Genomic DNA, 16,661 nt, shown 5'->3' with positions numbered 1-16,661 from the left:
GATAGTGACATAGCCACTCGATACTGCCATAGAGAGGACGGGGAGTCCCCGCCCCTGCTAAATAAGATTAAAATTTATGCTGATAGCCTATCAGCCAGGAACTCACCCGTTGATTTGGGTCCGTGCCGGCCTGGCCACTATTTCTATCCCTCTGGATATAGCCCCCAAAAACGGTGTTATGGGTATTCAGGTGGTGAAATACGAGGAGTTCATGCTCCAGATAGTCTCTGTCACCCGTGCCAAAGTCGGGTGAGTCACTTTCATGCTTGAAGTGGTAATGGGGGTTATAAAGCAGTGTCCAGGTGTCATCGATATCGTAGCTGGCATAGATATCGATTCGGCCAGCTCGGCCCTCTTCCGCCGTTTCATGGGTGGTCTCGTGCTCGTAACGGTAGCGGGTCGATAGGCTCCAGCTATCTCCGCCATAGCCGACTTTCACACCAGCCAGCGCGCGCGTGACATTAGAACGAAACTTGGCGCCGATCTGCGGCGTCACCGCCCATCGCTGCTCCTGGCCAAAACGCCAGGCAGGAAATGAATAGTTGGTGAACGCCTCGTCATGCTTTGGCCAGCCATCCTCATGCACGTCGTCCTGCCAGAACCAGGATTTCTCCAACGTCAGAGCAGAGCTATCGTCGAATACCCGAGTGATCGCAATCTTAGGCAGCGTCAAGGCGTGGTCATTGGTGGTCTGCTCCAGCTTCATCGTCAGAATATTGTCTGCAGACCATGCTGAACCGGTCGTCGCAAGGGCCGCTCCGGCGATTATGAGACCCATCAGTCCTTTGGTTTTGGCAAGGTGAGCTAAGTGCATGTCTTCTCCGTTATTGATGTTATGGGTGGGCTCCCAGAAGGCATACTGCTTCGAGGTGAACTGCTTGGCTGTGTCTACCTCGATCCTCTGGTTTATATTTACTGTATAGACGTTGCTATAAAAATGAAACGACGTTTCTTTTATACTTTGGTCGATTTATTGATGGGGATGCCGAAGGAGCGTTAGAGCGAAGGAGAGTGACAGTTATGGCGGGTTTGCGTAACATTCAGACCGGTATTCCATTTTTTATGAAACGAGGTGCTCAGGGTTATGGCCGTGTCGCAAAAGCCCGACAATGTGGCAGCTGTCATGAAGGTGTTCGCGATTCTCGAGGGGCTGGCTGAACAGCGAGACATAGGCCTCTCCGAGCTCTCCCAGCGGGCCTTCACATCAAAGAGCACTGCCTACCGCTTTCTTCAAACCATGAAGGAGTTGGGTTACGTGTCCCAGGATGAGGAGTCGGAGAAATATTCACTGACCCTCAAGTTGTTCGAGCTGGGAGCGTCGGCGTTGGGGAACGTTGACTTGGTCCGACTGGCCGATGCGGAGATGCGAAAGCTCTCCGAGACCACGCATGAGGCGATTCACTTGGGTGCCTTGGATGAGGACCGCAGCCACATCGTGTATCTGCACAAGTACGACTCACAGTTCAACCTTTGCATGCAGTCGCGTATTGGCCGGCGAAGCCCCGTTTACTCCACGGCGATGGGAAAGACGTTGCTGGCCTGGATGCCTGCCGATCAAGCCCGTGATGTACTGTCGTCGGTCGACTTCGTGGCGCGTACCGTGCATACGCTCACCAGCGTCGAGGCAGTCATGCAAGAGTTGCCAGAGATTCGTGACGAGGGTGTGGCAGAAGACAGGGAAGAGGCCGAGCTTGGCGTTCGTTGCTTGGCAGTGCCGGTTTTCGATCGCTTCGGCCAGGCCATAGCAGCGCTTAGCTTATCGTTTCCGGTGGTTCGCTATGACGCCGAGAAACGAGCCGAGTACATTCGCTTGCTGCACGAGGCCGGCAAACATGTTTCCGAAGGTTTGGGGTATCACGATTACCGATTCGGCCTTATGACCAAAGTCACCTGAGGGCTACGCATGACACGGCCTAGGGCCGTGTCATGCAAGCCTCGATGAGGTCGCTCATCGTGCCAGCCAGCCACCATCCACGGCCAGAGCATGCCCATGCACATAGTCCGATGCTGAGGAGGCCAGAAACACGGCGGCGCCAGCCAAATCTTCCGATTCGCCCCAACGTCCGGCCGGTATGCGCTTGAGGATTTCCTCGCTGCGTTCTGGATCGTTTCGCAGTGCCTCAGTATTGTTGGTAGCCATGTAACCTGGGGCGATGGCATTGACATTGATGCCTTTCGGAGCCCACTCATTAGCCATCAGCCGAGTCAGTCCAAGCACGCCACTTTTGGATGCGGTGTATGAGGGCACCCGAATGCCTCCCTGGAAAGAGAGCATCGAAGCGATGTTGATGATTTTGCCGCGACGCTGCTTATCGATGCAGCGTCGGGCGAATGCCTGGGACAGGAAAAAGAGGCTCTTGAGGTTGACGTCCATGACCTCGTCCCAGTCTTTCTCGGTGAACTCCAGGCTATCGGCACGGCGAATGGTGCCGGCGTTGTTCACCAGGATATCGGCGTGGCCGAAGGTCTCCTGGGTGCGCACCAGGATGTCCTCGATCGGAGCGGTGCTGCCGAGGTCGGCCTCTATCGAGAGAAAGCCCACCCCCAGTGCTTCGACGTGGCGTTGCGTGTCTTCTGGCGCGCGGCGGTTGACCGCGACGATATTGCACCCGGCTTCGGCAAGGCCGAGAGCCATTCCTTGGCCGAGGCCCGTGTTGCAGCCCGTCACGATGGCGGTCTTGCCCTTCAGGTCGAATAGCGTTGCACTCATGAAAGCCTCCGTGAAATCAGCGAAGTTGGGTCGTATCGATAAAGTCCATGTCGCTGAAGGTCTGGTTTTCACCGGCCATGGCCCAGATGAAGGTATAGCTGCCGGTGCCGACGCCGGAGTGCAGCGACCAACTGGGCGACAGCACGGCCTGACGGTTACGTACGATCAGGTGCCGTGTCTCCTGTGGTTCGCCCATCATGTGAAAGACCACGCTATCGTCGGCCATGTCGAAGTAGAAGTAGGCTTCCATGCGGCGATCGTGTATGTGACAAGGCATGGTATTCCACAGGCTGCCTTCTTCGAGGCGTGTCAGGCCCATGAGCAGTTGGCAGGTGGGTAGCACATCGGGAACGAGGTACTTGTTGATGGTCCTGCGGTTGCTCTTCGACGTGTCGCCTAGGGTCTGCGGTGACGCTTCTTCCACGGTAATCTTGCGGGTCGGGAAGACCTGGTGGGCAGGAGCGCTGCACAGATAGAATGCTGCCGGATGTTGGGCATCATCGCTCTCGAACTGGATATCGCGGTTTTCCTTGCCGATATAGAGTGCCTCGTGGGTACCGATGGCATACGTCTCGCCGTCCACGGTCACGCGGCCGGGGCCGCCGATATTGATCGTCCCCAGCTCGCGGCGCTGGAGGAAATAATCGGTCCCGGTGTGCTTGTTCATGGTTTCGGGAACGGTGACCGGCCGATCGGTAGGCAGGGCACCGCCGAGGATGAGGCGGTCGAGGTGGCTGTAGGTCAGCTTCAGCTCACCCTCGGCGAAGATCTCTTCGATCAGGAAGTGGTCGCGAAGCCCCTGTGTATCCAGCGTTTTGGCGTGTTCGCTGTGGATGGCCTGACGGATTTCCATGTTATCTCCAGAACCGTTGGTTTTATAAAATCAAAACGTAGGTTTAAATTATCATCGGTTCTGGGGCTATTCAAGGTTAGGCTTGCCTAGTCATCGATACCCGGCCGCCTGCAGTCGGAACAGGTGGGCGTAGCGACCGTTTTCGGCAAGCAGGTCTTCGTGGTTGCCTCGTTCGACGATGCGGCCGTGGGCCATGACCAGAATCTGATCGGCGGCGCGAACCGTGGAAAAGCGGTGCGAGATCAGAATGGTCATCTTGTCCCGGGCGTGTTCCCGGAACTGAGCATAGACGTCCGCTTCGGCGGCGGCATCCATGGCGGCGGTCGGTTCGTCGAGCACGAGGATGTCGGCGTGCTCGCGCATGTAGGCACGTGACAGTGCGATTTTCTGCCACTGTCCACCCGAGAGTTCCTGCCCGCCCTTGAACCAGCGCCCCAACTGCGTGTGGTAGCCGCCGCCCAGGCCAGCAATGAATCCATCGGCCAGGCCGCTTTGGGCGGCGGCTTTCCAGCGCGCTTCGTCATGGAATGCGTCGACATCTCCGACGCCGAGGTTTTCGCCCACCGGCAGTTGGTAGCGCACGAAGTCTTGGAAGATCACTCCGATACGCCGGCGCAGCGTGGCCAGTTCCCAATCGCTCAGGTCGCTGCCATCGAGCAGGATGCGCCCCTCGCTGGGGGCATAGAGTCGGGTCAGTAGTTTGATGAGGGTCGTCTTGCCCGAGCCGTTCTCGCCCACCAGGGCCAGGCTTTCGCCCGGGCGAAGGTGCAGATCGATATCCTGAAGGACGGGCTCGTCCATGCCGGGATAGCGAAACGCCACGTGCTCGAAGCGAATGCCGTCGCCGGGAAGTTCGCCGGTACGCCGTTGGCCGCTATCGGCCTCGGTGGGTTGTTCTAGGTACTCGTAGAGATTCGACAGGTAGAGGTTGTCTTCGTACATGCCGCTGATGGCGGTGAGGCTGGCTGACAGCGCCGCTTGGCCCTGCTTGAACACCATCAGGTACATGGTCATTTCGCCGAGCGTCAGCGTTCCGGCCACGGTTTCCACGACCACCCAGGCATAGGCGCCATAAAAGGCCAGGGTGCCCAGCAGACCGAGCAGGAATCCCCAGGTGTCACGGCGAATCGTCAGCCCCCTGTCTTCGGCATACAGGGTGCGAAAGATGTCCCGATACCGTTGCAGGAACAGCGGCGCGAGACCGAACAGCTTGACCTCCTTGATGGTGTCTTCGCGGGCCAGCACGGTTTCCAGATAGATCTGCATGCGGGTCTGGGGCGAGCGCCAGCGAAACAGCCGGAAGGCATCGCCAGAGAACTTCGCCTCGGAGGCGAACACCGGCAGGGCACCGATGACCAGGATCAACAACGCCCAGGGTGAGAACTGGACGAGCAGGACCCCGAAGCTGGCCAGCGATATGGCGTTCTGCAGCAGGGAAAAGGTCTTGTTGACCAGCGCCAGCGGGCGCGAGGAGGCCTCACGACGGGCCCGGGTCAACTGATCGTAGAGCTCGGAATCCTCGAACTGGGCCAACGACAGGTGGCCCGCTTTCTCGAGGATCATCACGTTGACCTTCTGGCCGAGCAGGGCGCGAAGCAGCGACTGTTGGGCCGAGAGGCCGCGCTGGGCCAGGGCGATGCATGCGATGACCAGCGCTTCCAGCGCGACATAGCGCAGCACGGGCCAGGCGGTCTCCAGCGCGCTCGCCGTCTCGTCGTTCTGGTGGCTTTCCATGGCCGCGACCACGGCATCGACGATCAGCTGGCCGACCCATGCGGCTACGGCCGGCAGAATCCCTGCCACTAGGGTACAGAGGGCCAGGCCCAGCGTCAGGCCACGCGAGGTGGACCAGACCAGCTCGAGGGCACGGCGGCTGTAGCGAAAGACGCTGAAGAATCCGCTGAGAGGAGCCCCGTTGGACGAGGGAGGAACAGCGCGGCGTGACGACAAAACAAGCTTCTCGTGAGGTTGGAAACGGCCCTCCAGTCTAGCGCTTCAGCGTCTCGGGAACAGCTGCGGGCAGAACGGGCACGAAAACGCCGCCCCGTGGGGCGGCGCAAGGCAATGAATGCAAGTAGAGGCAGATAGCCTTCAGCGTAGGGAGAGAGCGGATGTCTCGTCGCCGGCCGCCGCATTACGGTAGGCGGCGCTCTCTTCTGCCTCTACCTCGGGCGAGAAGCGCACCACCAGGGCACATAGCGAGGCAAGGATGACGGCAATGCCCAGATAGAACAGTCCCTGCTGGTAGGTGAGCGCTTCCGAACGGAACAAGAAGCCCGCAGCGACTGCCCCGGCGTTGCCGCCGGCCCCGACGATGCCCGCCACGGCGCCCAGGGCCTTCTTGTTGATGAAAGGCACCACACCGAAGGTGGCCCCTTCGGCCATCTGCACGAACAGGCTGAACACCAGCATGATGCCGATGGCCAGGGTCAGCACGTGCATCTGCGAGAAGAACAGCAGGGCGACGCCTTCACACAGCATGGCGATGAACAGCCAGCGGACCCGGCCCTTCAAGCCATTGTTGCGCGCAAACAGATCGGAAAAGACCCCGCCCAATGTGCGCGCGAAGATATTCATCAGCCCGAACAGGCCGGCGATCATCCCGGCGGTGGCCAGCGTCAGCTCGAAATTGTCGAAGAAGTAGATGGCGGCGATGTTGTTGATGGTCAGCTCGACCCCGAAGCAGGCGGCATACACCACGAACAGCGCCCACACCCGAATGTCCTTGGCGGCGGCCTTGAAGCTCTGGCCCATGCCATGTTCACCCTTGGCGTGAGGCAGCTCGCCGCGGGCGCGCAGCTCGTCGAAGTTGCCGTCGGGTGCATCCTGCGTGAACAGGTAGTAGGCGATGCCGGTGAAGAACAGCACCACCCCGGGCACGACCATGGCCAGGCGCCAGCCGAACGCTTCATTGACCCCGAGCATCAGCATGCCCGAGAAGATCAGCGGCATCACGATCTGGGTCGTGCCACCGCCCAGGTTGCCCCAGCCGGCCGATGTGGCATTGGCGGTGCCCACGACGTTGGGCGCGAACATGACCGATGTGTGGTACTGGGTGATGACGAACGAGGCCCCAATGGCACCGATGGCCAACCGCGCCAGGAAGAACGTTTCGAAGCTCGAGGCCAGGCCAATCGCCATCACCGGTAACGAGCCAAGGCACAGCAGCCAGGTGTAGGCCTTGCGTGGCCCGATACGGTCACACAGCACGCCGATGATCAGGCGCACGACGATGGTGATGGCCACCGACGCGATGATGGTGTTGCCGATCTGAGTCTTGGTCAGCCCCAGGTCGTCGCGCACGATCGCCATCAGCGGGGCAATGCCGAACCAGCCGAAGAAGCAGATATGAAAGGCGAACCAGGAGAAATGAAAGGCTCGCATCTGCGGGGTCTTGAGTGAGAACAGCCGAATTCGATTGGCCTTGTTCTTGATTTCCATGAGCACACCTCGTCGAACGTAGGGGGAGCGACCTTCGTCTTTGAAGGTCCCGGTTCGACGCACTCGTGCCCCTCGGGGCCTGGTCCACGTCCTGCTATTCACTCGTTATAAAGCAAGCGTCGTGCCAGGCGAGTTGAACGTCGTCAAATCAGGACGTTGCGTTAGGGGCATCTTGAGCTTCAGCGCCGTTTTGGCGCATGGATTGGCTCCGCTGCACCATCACCAAGCACACGAGTGACGTAGCATTGAGGCGAGCGCACGCTCTGCGCGCTTTTCTCTCTCAGCCTGTTGTGGCGCGTTTCTTGCTTGGCTTATGAGTCGGGGTATTGAACGCTATCCAGGCTAATGCAGGGTGGTGTGCCGTTCAGGCAACGTCTTAGGGGAGGTGGAATGACCATCAGGGTGCTGATCGTGGATGCCAAACCCGAGCGATCCCAGGAGCTGGAGCAGGCCATGGGCGACGCCGGCTTCGAGGTCGTGGCTACCGTCGATGAACAGCAGGATCTGCATGCCGTGGTGGAACGGCTGGCACCCGATGCCGTGATCATCGACTCAGCGCTGCCCAGCCGCGATACGTTGGAGCACGTGGGCCAACTGGGACGGCGTTACCCCAAGCCCATGATCATGCTGGCCGAACAGGAATCGCCCGATCTGACCCGCATCGCGGCCAAGGCAGGGGTCAGTGCCTATGTCGTCGATCACGTGCAGCCGGCGCTGATGCGATCCATGGTCAATGTGGCGATCGCCAGCTTCGAGTCGCATCGTGCATTGAAGGGGGAGCTGACACGCACCCAGGAAACGTTGGCCCAGCGACGCAGTATCGATCGTGCCAAGGCCCTGGTCATGGAACTGCGCAGTATCGGCGAGGAAGCGGCTTACCAGTACCTGCGCACGACCGCCATGAACCGACGCATGACCATCCATGAACTCGCGCAAGAGCTGCTGACCGCTGCGGGAAAGAGGTAGGAGAATCGATGAAGCCCGAGATTACACGACTCACCCTCGGCGTCTTGCCGCTCAATGATGCTGCGCCGCTGGTGGTTGCCTTGGAGCATGGCCTGTTTGCCGCCGAGGGCCTCGAGGTCACGCTCAGTGTCGAGACGTCGTGGGCGGGGCTGCGCGATGCCATGCAGCTTGGCCTGTTGGATGGTGCCCAGCTGCTGGCCCTGATGCCGCTGGCCTCGACCCTGGGACTGGATGGGCGCAAGACGCCGATGCTTTCGGCACTGACGCTGAACACCGGGGGCAATGCCATCACCGTCTCGCAGGCGTTGTATCGGCACATGGAAGCGAATGCGCCGCGCGGTCTCGCCGATCCGGTCGACAGCGCTCGTGCGCTTGCTGCGGTCGTCGAGCAGCGTCGCCAGCAGGGTGAGCCGCCCCTGCGGTTCGCCAATGTCTACCCGTTCTCCTCACATCGCTATCTCCTGCGCTATTGGATGGCGGCGGGGGGGGTCGATCCCGATGCGGACATGGCCTTGCGTGTGGTGCCACCGCCGCTGGTGGCGTCGCGCCTGCAGGCTGGGGAGCTGGACGGTTACTGCGTGGGTGAGCCCTGGAACAGCCTTGCCGAACACCAGGGCATCGGACGCGTGATCTGCGGTAGCCTCGATATCTGGGGAGGAAGCCAGGAAAAGGTATTTGGCGTCAGAGAGGCCTGGGCGGAGCAGTACCCTGCCACGCATCAGGCCGTATTGCGCGCGCTGTTACGGGCGTGTCTCTGGCTCGACGCCCCCGGCAACCGCCCGAAGGCCGCGCGCCTGATGTGCGAGGGTGGCTATCTCGACGTCCCCCCGCATGTGGTGGAACAAGGCATGCGGGACCCTGCGGAACGCACGTCCGGGGACGGGCTGCCTGGAGCGACCCGCTTTCATCGCCATGCCGCCAATTTTCCGTGGCGTTCGCAAACCATGTGGTATGCCGCTCAGATGCGCCGTTGGGGGCACCTGGACGAGGCGCTCGACCTCTCGGCCGCCGTGGAGCGCTGTGTACGACCTGCACTCTATCGTCAGGCCGCCGAGGCCGTTGGCCTCTCGGTGCCTGTCGAGGATACCCGTGTCGAAGGCGCCCATGCCCAGGACTGGACGCTTGCGGGGAGCCACGGTGATATCGACATGGCGCCCGATGCCTTCATGGATGGGGCCCGTTTCTCCGGCGCCTAGAGGCGCTGCGCAGGACATCATGCGCCACCTGAGGGCGGCGCAGATACGTCTCACTCGGTTACCGCTGCCACGACGTCGTCGATCTGACGCTCAAGGCTTTGCAAGCCCCCACCGGAGAGATACCAGAGCTTGGGCGACAGCATCTCCACACGTACGTCTTCCGCACCGCCATCCGCAAGCGTTTGCTCCAGCGCATCGCGATTTGCCGGCTCATCGCCGATGGCGGCGCTACGGTCGACGATCAGCAGAACGTCGGGCGCGATGTCGGCGATCGCTTCGCCCGAGAGCGGCGTGAACGTCCGTTCGCCGCGGGTCTCGCTGGGTACGCTTTCGGGTATATCGAGCTGTGCCAGCCCCAGCACCTCATGCACCACCGGATGGCGATTGAGCATCAGGTTGCCCTTGTTATGGGTCGCGACCAGTACCCGCGGGGCCTCGGCCAGACGTTCGCGGGCCTCCTCGATATGACGATCGAGTTCTGCCAGGGCCATTTCGGCGTCACTCGTCGCTTCAAGGCGCTCGGCAAGCTGTTGGACATTGGCGTTGAACGAGGCCATGTAATCGTCGCCATTGACACCGGCATCCATCACCGGGGCGATCGCCTCGAATTCTTCCCGCCACTCGTTCTGACGGCCGGTGATCACGATCAAGGACGGTTCAGCCTCGCGAAGGGCAGGCATGTCAGGCGATCTTAATCCACCGACGTCGGCATAGGTCTCCTGGGTATAGTGCGACAGATAGTCAGGCAGGCTTTGCTTGGGCAGGGCAACGACACGGTCACTCAGTCCCAGTGCCGTCAGGGTATCCAGGCTACCGAGATCGAAGGAGGCAATGCGGTGGCTGTCGTTTGCTGACAGCCCTGTGGCAGCGAGTCCCGTGGAGAGGGAAAGCAGCGTAGCGGCAACGAGCGTGGTCTTTTTCATCGAGGGTCCTCAAGGATGGGGTGTTAGATCGTAACGTTTCTCATTCTCCCAGAGGTCGGTCTACCTGTCGTCAAGCCAATAGGGAACATGCCGTTGCGAGATCCGTGCTTCGCAACGATGCGTTGAATTCGTTTCGTCGGCGGGTCCGTCAGGTGTCGGCTACAGTGAAACTGAGAAGGCCTGTTGCCTTTTGCCCGGCCGCCAAGGCCCCGGTGATATCGCCGGTCCGGGCGGCCCGCTATCCGCTTGCGGAGTCGAGGAGTACGCCATGAATGCTGCAGAGACCAACAATCACAAGCAGACCCAAGACAAGATTGCCCTGATTACCATCAACAAGGTTGGCATGGATCGACCGCGGGCATGGCTGGTTGCGGGAGTGCAGGATTTTCGCCATGCGACAGCGGTCAGCCTGGCCTACGGGATGTTCTGGGTGGGGTTGAGCATCGCAGTGACCGCAGGTGCCTATATCCTGGGGTTGTGGCACTGGCTGTTGCCGTTGATGGCGGGGTTCATGTTCCTCGGCCCCCTGGTGGCGGTGGGCTCCTACGGCATCAGCCGTCACCTGGGCGAGGGGAGGGTGCCCAATCTCGGCAGCGCGTTCGGGGCCTGGACCTCGCATACCGGTCAGCTCGCCATGATGGGCTTGATGATGTCGATTTTCTTCCTGGCCTGGATTCGTATCGCCACCCTGTTGTTCGCGCTGTTTTTCGGCTTCGAGGTGCCCAGCCCGGTCTTGCTCTACTCATTGCTGCTGACCACGCCTGAAGGGCTGGGTATGCTGGCGGTGGGTACCGTTGTCGGCGCTTTCCTGGCCTTTGGTGCCTTCGCCATAAGCGCGGTCGCCATACCCACCTTGATGGATCACGATCTGACCTTCATGGAGGGCATCGAGGCCAGCCTGCGTGCGGTCACGATGAACCCCAGGCCTATGATCCTGTGGGCAGCCATACTCACCGGTTGCGTGCTGGTGGGCATCCTCACGTTCTATATCGGCCTGGCGTTGATCCTGCCCATCCTGGGGCATGCCAGTTGGCACGCCTACGAGGACCTGGTCAATGTCGAGACGCCGGCTTCCTGAGAGGCTGGTGAATCCTGCTGCAACCCGCTAGTCTGGGGCGCTCGATGCCCCAGACTGCCGTTGGCCAGGAAGCCTTCCATGACGACTCCGATCTTGTCGGCGCTGTACCGTTATCCCATCAAGTCCACTGCCGGTGAAGCGCACTCGCGACTGGCCGCCGATGAGGAGGGGCTGTCGGGCGACAGGCGCTTCATGTTGGCCAGACCCGACGGGGCGTTCGTGACCGCACGCACCCATCCGCAGCTGCAGCGGGTTCATGCCGCACTGTCGGAGACTGGCTTGACGCTTCGACATGACGCGCTAGAAACGCTGGTCGTGGAAACCGCCCGCTTCGAGAGAGCACCGTTCGCGACGCACGTGTGGGGGGATAGTTTCAGCGGTTTGACCACCACCCCAGAGGCGGATGCCTGGTTCGAGCGCGCGATCGGCGAGCCGGTACGACTGCTGTGGCTGGGCGAGCGATCGCCGCGCTATCGTCAGGCGATTGGCAAGCGCGTCAGCTTCGCCGATGGCTACCCGTTGATGTTGATCGGCGAGGCGTCGCTGGCCGAGCTCAATCAGCGCCTGCCCACCCCGCATCGCATGGCCCAGTTTCGTCCCAACCTGGTCGTCAGTGACAGTCTGGCCTATGCCGAGGATGACTGGCATCTGCTGCGCATCGGTGAGGTCGAGCTGGCGGTCGACAAGCCCTGTTCACGCTGCGCCATGATCACCGTCGATCCTGCCACGGGAGAATTTCTTCCCGGGCGTGAGCCGCTACGCACGCTGGCTGGCTATCGTAAGGGCCCCGACGGCAAGGTCTATTTCGGGCAGAACCTGATCGTGCTCAAGGGCGGCGTGCTGGAAGTCGGCGCTTGCGTCGAAATCCTCGCCTAAGCTGTCTCTTCGACGATCTTTTTCAATCATCACCCAGCTCTTCCACGATGGAGCACACCATGACAATGACCCGCTTTGTTGGGGGTGCAGCCTGCCTGCTCATGGGCGGCCTGACCCTCGGTGTGATGGCCCAGGCCAACGAGACACCGATCACGGTCACCACCCACCCCATCGAACTCGAAACGGATAGTTGCATGGAGTCCGGCAACTGGACCACGCAGGCCATGCGTGACTGCGCGAGTGAAGCCCAGTCGGCATGGAATGACGAGATCGAGCGTCTGGCCTCGGTACTGGAACGGGTGCTGGGCGGCGAGGCGGTCGAGGCGCTGGAACAGGCCCAGGCGGCGTGGCGTACCAGCCGCGACGCTGATTTCGAACTGATCGGTGCCTACCATGCCGAGCTCTATCGCGCCGAGCTGGGGGGCGGCACACTCGGACCGCTCTCCGAGCAGCTCCATCGCAATGCGGTGCTGCGCGACAGGGCGCTTCAATTGCAGCGCTATCTCGATGCGCTCGAGGAATTGAATCCCCCCGAGGAGGTCGCTGAATGAGTGGCCTGCCGGGGCGATATCGTGTGGAACGTGGCATGCCGATACAGTAGCATTGGCTGAATCACGCCGAACGTGGCGCAGGGAAGCGCAGGTAGGCCAACTTCCATACCTCGGATACCCACGATGACAAAGCGCTTCCCCTTGTTGGCCATGCTGATGCTTGGCGTCGTTGCAGTGACGTCCGTTGCCTCAGCCGATACGCTGCCCGACCCCCAAGGGCCGGTCATCCTCAAGGTCAGTGGCGCGATCGCTCAGACGAACGCCGACGGTGAAGCCCACTTCGATTACGACATGCTGATGTCGCTGTCCCGCGAGAAAACCGTCACCCATACGCCCTGGACCGAAGGGCCCCGTGTCTTCGAGGGGCCGCTGGTGCGTGACGTCATGGCGGCGGTGGGCGCACGGGGCGAGACGCTCAAGGTCACGGCGCTGAACAATTTCTCGGCCAACGTGCCCATGTCGGACATACAGCGCTACGATGTATTGCTGGCCCTGAAGAAGGATGGAGAACGTATGCAGGTGCGTAACTTCGGACCTATATTCGTGCTTTATCCTTTCGACGATCACCCCGAATTGCTCAATGAAACCATCCGCTTTCGCTCCGTCTGGCAGGTCGCGCGGATCGACGTGCTGCCGTGAGCCTTAAGGCGGCATCCCATGACTCAGAGGCCGTCGTGAAACGTCTTCCATTGCGTCTCAAGCTAGGGGCGTTCACCGCCCTGGGGTTCTTCGCCGCGGCCATTGTCGTGGTGGGGTTGGTCTTGTGGCGGCAGGAAAGCCTGGCGGAAAGCGTCGGTGGCGACGCGGCCTGGTTCGCTTACAAGCTGGATCGGGAAGTGGTGCAGTTGCGTAACGAGATGACCCGGATCGATACGGGGGCGCGTGCCGACGAGCTGGCTTTGAAGTTCGATCTGCTCTATAGCCGGGTCAACCTGCTGCAGCAGGGCGATATCGTCGAGCTGTTCCGAACGATTCCGGCCACCCAGGACTTGATGGTCCAGATATCGCAGCGAGTCGAGACCATCGACTCTCACATGGACAGTCTGCCCCATCTGGACGAGTGGTTGCGCAGAGAACTGCATGACCAGCTCGAGGCACTTTCGGTGCTGACCGAGCAGCTCATCGTGGCGATCAACGCGCATCTGGCTAACACAAAGGCCGACGAGCGCGATCGTCTTCAGGGGCTCTATGGCTTGCTGCTGGGGCTGATCCTGGCCATGAGCATGGCCGTGCTGCTGGTGGTCTGGGTGCTGTATCGTGAAACCCGGGCCAGTGACAATGCCCGGCGCTCCCTGGAGACCCTGAGCCAGGACCTCAAGCAGGCCGCGAAGGAAGCCGAGGACGCAAATCAGGCCAAGTCCGATTTCCTGGCAACCGTGAGCCATGAAATCCGCACACCGCTCAACGGCGTCATTGGCATGAGCGACCTGTTGCTCGATCGCCCTCTCGATAGTCAGTCGCGACGCTTTGCGCGCACCATTCACGACAGCGCCGACCAGCTGCTTGGCCTGATCAACGACCTGCTCGATTTTTCCAAGATCGAGGCAGGCCGTCTCGAGTTGGAAAGCACGTTGTTCTCGTTGGAAGAGCTGCTGGAAGCCGCGCTGGCGCTGTTTCATCCACGCGCGACGGCCAAGGGACTGACATTGAGCCTGGCGGTGTCGCCGCAGCTGGACGACCGGCGTATCGGCGATCCGGGGCGTCTGCGACAGGTGGTTCTGAACTTGCTGTCCAACGCCATCAAGTTTACCGAACGCGGTCATGTACGGATCGAGGCGACGCCAGGAGAGAACCACGACTTGCGTATCGAGGTCAGGGATACCGGCTCCGGTATCCCCGCGAGTTACCAGCCTTACCTGTTCGAACCCTTTCGCCAGGGGGATGCCTCCACGGCCCGCCAATTCGGTGGCACGGGACTGGGCCTGGCGATCTGCAAGCGCCTGGTCGAGGCCATGCGGGGCACGATCGGTTTCGATAGCCAGGCATCGGGTAGCCGCTTCTGGTTCGAGGTGCCCATTCCCGCCGAGGACGTCGCAACGCACGGCGCCTCGTTGGCTTGGTACGGAGAGCCGCGCTTCGATGCGCGGCTGCTGGTCGTCGAAGATAACGTGGTCAATCAACAGGTAGCCATTGCCATGCTCGAGCGCCTGGGCTGTCATGTCGAAGTCGCCGCCAACGGCCTCGAGGCGCTGGGAATGGCGCCGGCGGGCGGCTATGCCTTGATCTTCATGGATGTGCAGATGCCGGACATGGATGGCCTGGAAGTCACGCGTCGGCTGCGTGCGATGGGCGGATCCATGGCCGAGGTGCCGATCGTGGCCATGACGGCCGGTGCCTTGGGCGGCGAGAAGGAGCGCTGTCTGGCGGTCGGCATGCAGGATTACCTGACCAAGCCTTTGCTGCAGGAGGCCCTGATCGATGTGCTTGCCCGTTACCTCAAGGTCGTGAGCCTGTTGCCATTCGGTGAAGGCGGCCTTGCGCAGACCAACCCTGACCGCTGCCTGGATGTCGACGCGCTCGAGGCACTGCATGACAACCTGGGGCTACCGGGGATCGAGCCCTTGATCACGCTGTTCATCGAGCAGTGGCCCTCGCGCCTGGGCGCGCTGGACGCGGCGATCGAGGACGGCCGTATCCAGCATGTCGAGCGTACCGCCCACTTGATCAAGGGCGAGGCTGCAAGCCTTGGGTTGCGCCTGGTCGCCGTACGGGCAGAAGCCCTCGAATTCGCGGCCCACCGTGCCGAGGAGAGTCGCCTGCCGCACCTGTGGGAAACGCTGGGCGAAAGTATCGACCCCTGCCTCTCGGCCCTGGAGACCTGGAAAGCCCGGCTCGCCTCATCCGGCTCCGCCTCTCATTGATTCGAGGGCGCCGTCCGTCTATCGCGCGCCTGTGTCGAGCGGTGCCGCAAACTGCGTTCCACCAGAACTTGCCCGGGTAGGTAATCGCCACGTGCGGCAGCCAGTGCCTTGTCCAGCGTCAATTCGGCGATGCGTGGATGATCCTGGGGCAACGAATTGACCGCCAGCGGCAGGAAATCCAGCAATCGATCGTCGCCGAAGGTGGCCAGGCGCAAACGCTCGGGAAGATCGCCCCGCTCCAGCAGCACGTCGAAGGCCCCATCCATCAGCGTATAGGAGGCGGTGACCAGCGCATCGGGCATTGCCTGCTCCGCCAGGAGTTCACGCATCAGGCGGGCCCCTTCGGCACGGTCGTAACGCAGGCCGCTCTTGGCGATGACGTGCACCGGGGCCTGCCCCAGGGCGCGCTGAAAACCGCTACGCCGCTCCTCGCTGATCGACAGGTCCGGGACGGCATCGAACCAGGCAATGTGCCGCACGTCGGCAGCCAACACCGACTCGGTCAGCGACTGCGCCGCAGCCTGATTGTTGCTCACGATACTCACGAAACGTGTCGGGTCCAGGGCGCGATCAACGGCGATGACCGGAAGCCCGGCGCTCATCAGCTCCGCATAGAGTGGATCGTCCATGGCCAGGCAACTGGCCACGATCAGCACATCGCAACGCTGCGCTCGCAGGGCACGGGCCAATTCACGTTCGCTTTCGGGGTCGTCATCCGAGCCGGCAATCAGCAATTGGTAGCCGCGACGTCGCGCGCCTTGTTCCAGCAGCTTGGCCAGCCGCGCGTAACTGGCATTTTCCAGGTCGGGGATGATCAGGCCCAAGGTATGGCTGGCGCCACGACGCAAGGCGGCGGCCTGGGCGTCGACCTGGTAGTGGTGTCGTTCGACGAGGCTCATCACCCGATCGATGGTGTCCTGGCTGATGCGGCGCTCGCGCGCCTGGCCATTGATGACGTAGCTGGCGGTCGTACGCGAGACGCCAGCCAGGCGAGCGATTTCAGCGAGTGTCATGCAGCGTTTCCTTGAGACAGACCAGTCTTCGAACAGCGACGTCCATTCTATGCCAGTAAGCGTATAACCCACCCCCTGCTAAGGTTGTAGGCGTCCCGACTTGATTAACGCACTGTCACGATCCAGCATTGAGTCTAGACTCAGGTGACACGATTCAGCTAGGGTTTCGCGATCCGGAAATCCGGCACAGGAG

The 16,661-nt window shown here is 61.4% G+C and carries 15 protein-coding genes; 8 read left to right on the top strand and 7 right to left on the bottom strand.

The annotated features are described in order from the left end of the window. Window positions 1-67 precede the first annotated feature (67 nt). Entirely contained in the window at window positions 68-814 is a 747-nt protein-coding gene (locus JH15_RS05270) for an oligogalacturonate-specific porin KdgM family protein (RefSeq protein WP_043527681.1), read from the bottom strand. 270 nt (window positions 815-1,084) lie between these two features. On the opposite strand from JH15_RS05270, the gene kdgR reads away from it, so the two are divergent. Further along, window positions 1,085-1,894, top strand: coding sequence for a DNA-binding transcriptional regulator KdgR (kdgR, locus tag JH15_RS05260; RefSeq protein ID WP_043527677.1), 810 nt, complete (start codon window positions 1,085-1,087; stop codon window positions 1,892-1,894). A 54-nt stretch (window positions 1,895-1,948) separates the two neighbouring features. Here kdgR and kduD read toward each other — a convergent pair whose 3' ends face one another. From kduD to JH15_RS05240, 4 genes are all read right to left on the bottom strand, one after another. Continuing rightward, the gene (gene kduD / locus JH15_RS05255) at window positions 1,949-2,710 is read right to left on the bottom strand and encodes a 2-dehydro-3-deoxy-D-gluconate 5-dehydrogenase KduD (RefSeq protein WP_043527675.1); all 762 of its coding nucleotides are present in this window, start codon (window positions 2,708-2,710) and stop codon (window positions 1,949-1,951) included. 16 nt (window positions 2,711-2,726) lie between these two features. Continuing rightward, a complete protein-coding gene (kduI, locus tag JH15_RS05250; protein WP_043527673.1) occupies window positions 2,727-3,563 on the bottom strand; it encodes a 5-dehydro-4-deoxy-D-glucuronate isomerase in 837 nt (278 codons plus the stop codon). Window positions 3,564-3,653: 90 nt separating this feature from the next. Then, window positions 3,654-5,513: an ABC transporter ATP-binding protein gene (locus JH15_RS05245; protein WP_043527670.1), complete on the bottom strand. Its 1,860-nt coding sequence runs from the start codon at window positions 5,511-5,513 to the stop codon at window positions 3,654-3,656. A 141-nt stretch (window positions 5,514-5,654) separates the two neighbouring features. Next, window positions 5,655-7,004 carry a NarK family nitrate/nitrite MFS transporter gene (locus JH15_RS05240; protein ID WP_043527668.1) on the bottom strand — a complete coding sequence of 450 codons (1,350 nt, stop codon included), beginning with the start codon at window positions 7,002-7,004 and terminating at the stop codon, window positions 5,655-5,657. A gap of 390 nt (window positions 7,005-7,394) precedes the next feature. Between JH15_RS05240 and JH15_RS05235 the strand changes: the two genes are divergently transcribed. Continuing rightward, entirely contained in the window at window positions 7,395-7,970 is a 576-nt protein-coding gene (locus JH15_RS05235; protein ID WP_043527665.1) for an ANTAR domain-containing response regulator, read from the top strand. 8 nt (window positions 7,971-7,978) lie between these two features. Further along, a complete protein-coding gene (locus JH15_RS05230; protein ID WP_043527663.1) occupies window positions 7,979-9,166 on the top strand; it encodes a CmpA/NrtA family ABC transporter substrate-binding protein in 1,188 nt (395 codons plus the stop codon). A gap of 50 nt (window positions 9,167-9,216) precedes the next feature. Here JH15_RS05230 and JH15_RS05225 read toward each other — a convergent pair whose 3' ends face one another. Beyond that, the gene (locus JH15_RS05225; protein WP_043527661.1) at window positions 9,217-10,089 is read right to left on the bottom strand and encodes an ABC transporter substrate-binding protein; all 873 of its coding nucleotides are present in this window, start codon (window positions 10,087-10,089) and stop codon (window positions 9,217-9,219) included. Between the two features lie 268 nt (window positions 10,090-10,357). Here JH15_RS05225 and JH15_RS05220 point away from each other — a divergent pair, with 268 nt between their 5' ends. From JH15_RS05220 to JH15_RS05200, 5 genes are all read left to right on the top strand, one after another. Further along, entirely contained in the window at window positions 10,358-11,167 is an 810-nt protein-coding gene (locus tag JH15_RS05220; RefSeq protein ID WP_043527659.1) for a DUF2189 domain-containing protein, read from the top strand. A gap of 78 nt (window positions 11,168-11,245) precedes the next feature. Next, window positions 11,246-12,043, top strand: coding sequence for an MOSC domain-containing protein (locus JH15_RS05215; RefSeq protein WP_043527657.1), 798 nt, complete (start codon window positions 11,246-11,248; stop codon window positions 12,041-12,043). 59 nt (window positions 12,044-12,102) lie between these two features. Next, a complete protein-coding gene (locus tag JH15_RS05210; RefSeq protein WP_043527655.1) occupies window positions 12,103-12,594 on the top strand; it encodes a lysozyme inhibitor LprI family protein in 492 nt (163 codons plus the stop codon). A gap of 123 nt (window positions 12,595-12,717) precedes the next feature. Next, window positions 12,718-13,233, top strand: a complete 516-nt coding sequence (locus JH15_RS05205; RefSeq protein ID WP_043527652.1) for a putative pterin-binding protein — start codon at window positions 12,718-12,720, stop codon at window positions 13,231-13,233. 35 nt (window positions 13,234-13,268) lie between these two features. Beyond that, window positions 13,269-15,455 carry an ATP-binding protein gene (locus tag JH15_RS05200; RefSeq protein ID WP_081948943.1) on the top strand — a complete coding sequence of 729 codons (2,187 nt, stop codon included), beginning with the start codon at window positions 13,269-13,271 and terminating at the stop codon, window positions 15,453-15,455. On the opposite strand, the gene cra is transcribed toward JH15_RS05200, so the two are convergent. Further along, on the bottom strand, window positions 15,449-16,468 hold the full coding sequence (gene cra / locus JH15_RS05195) for a catabolite repressor/activator (protein ID WP_043527649.1): 1,020 nt from the start codon (window positions 16,466-16,468) through the stop codon (window positions 15,449-15,451). The two genes, JH15_RS05200 and cra, sit on opposite strands and share 7 nt — an antisense overlap. Window positions 16,469-16,661: the final 193 nt, after the last annotated feature.

Source organism: Litchfieldella xinjiangensis, from assembly GCF_000759345.1.
GTDB lineage: Bacteria > Pseudomonadota > Gammaproteobacteria > Pseudomonadales > Halomonadaceae > Litchfieldella_A > Litchfieldella_A xinjiangensis.
This window is presented reverse-complemented; position numbering and strand designations above follow the sequence as displayed.

Bases quoted from the DNA above. Each gene is read 5' to 3' on its own strand.
- kdgR (WP_043527677.1), top strand. From the start codon at position 1,085: ATGGCCGTGTCGCAAAAGCCCGACAATGTGGCAGCTGTCATGAAGGTG.
- JH15_RS05270 (WP_043527681.1), bottom strand. From the start codon at position 814: ATGCACTTAGCTCACCTTGCCAAAACCAAAGGACTGATGGGTCTCATA.
- JH15_RS05235 (WP_043527665.1), top strand. From the start codon at position 7,395: ATGACCATCAGGGTGCTGATCGTGGATGCCAAACCCGAGCGATCCCAG.
- JH15_RS05240 (WP_043527668.1), bottom strand. From the start codon at position 7,004: ATGGAAATCAAGAACAAGGCCAATCGAATTCGGCTGTTCTCACTCAAG.
- kduI (WP_043527673.1), bottom strand. From the start codon at position 3,563: ATGGAAATCCGTCAGGCCATCCACAGCGAACACGCCAAAACGCTGGAT.
- JH15_RS05205 (WP_043527652.1), top strand. From the start codon at position 12,718: ATGACAAAGCGCTTCCCCTTGTTGGCCATGCTGATGCTTGGCGTCGTT.
- cra (WP_043527649.1), bottom strand. From the start codon at position 16,468: ATGACACTCGCTGAAATCGCTCGCCTGGCTGGCGTCTCGCGTACGACC.
- JH15_RS05210 (WP_043527655.1), top strand. From the start codon at position 12,103: ATGACAATGACCCGCTTTGTTGGGGGTGCAGCCTGCCTGCTCATGGGC.
- JH15_RS05230 (WP_043527663.1), top strand. From the start codon at position 7,979: ATGAAGCCCGAGATTACACGACTCACCCTCGGCGTCTTGCCGCTCAAT.
- kduD (WP_043527675.1), bottom strand. From the start codon at position 2,710: ATGAGTGCAACGCTATTCGACCTGAAGGGCAAGACCGCCATCGTGACG.
- JH15_RS05225 (WP_043527661.1), bottom strand. From the start codon at position 10,089: ATGAAAAAGACCACGCTCGTTGCCGCTACGCTGCTTTCCCTCTCCACG.
- JH15_RS05220 (WP_043527659.1), top strand. From the start codon at position 10,358: ATGAATGCTGCAGAGACCAACAATCACAAGCAGACCCAAGACAAGATT.
- JH15_RS05215 (WP_043527657.1), top strand. From the start codon at position 11,246: ATGACGACTCCGATCTTGTCGGCGCTGTACCGTTATCCCATCAAGTCC.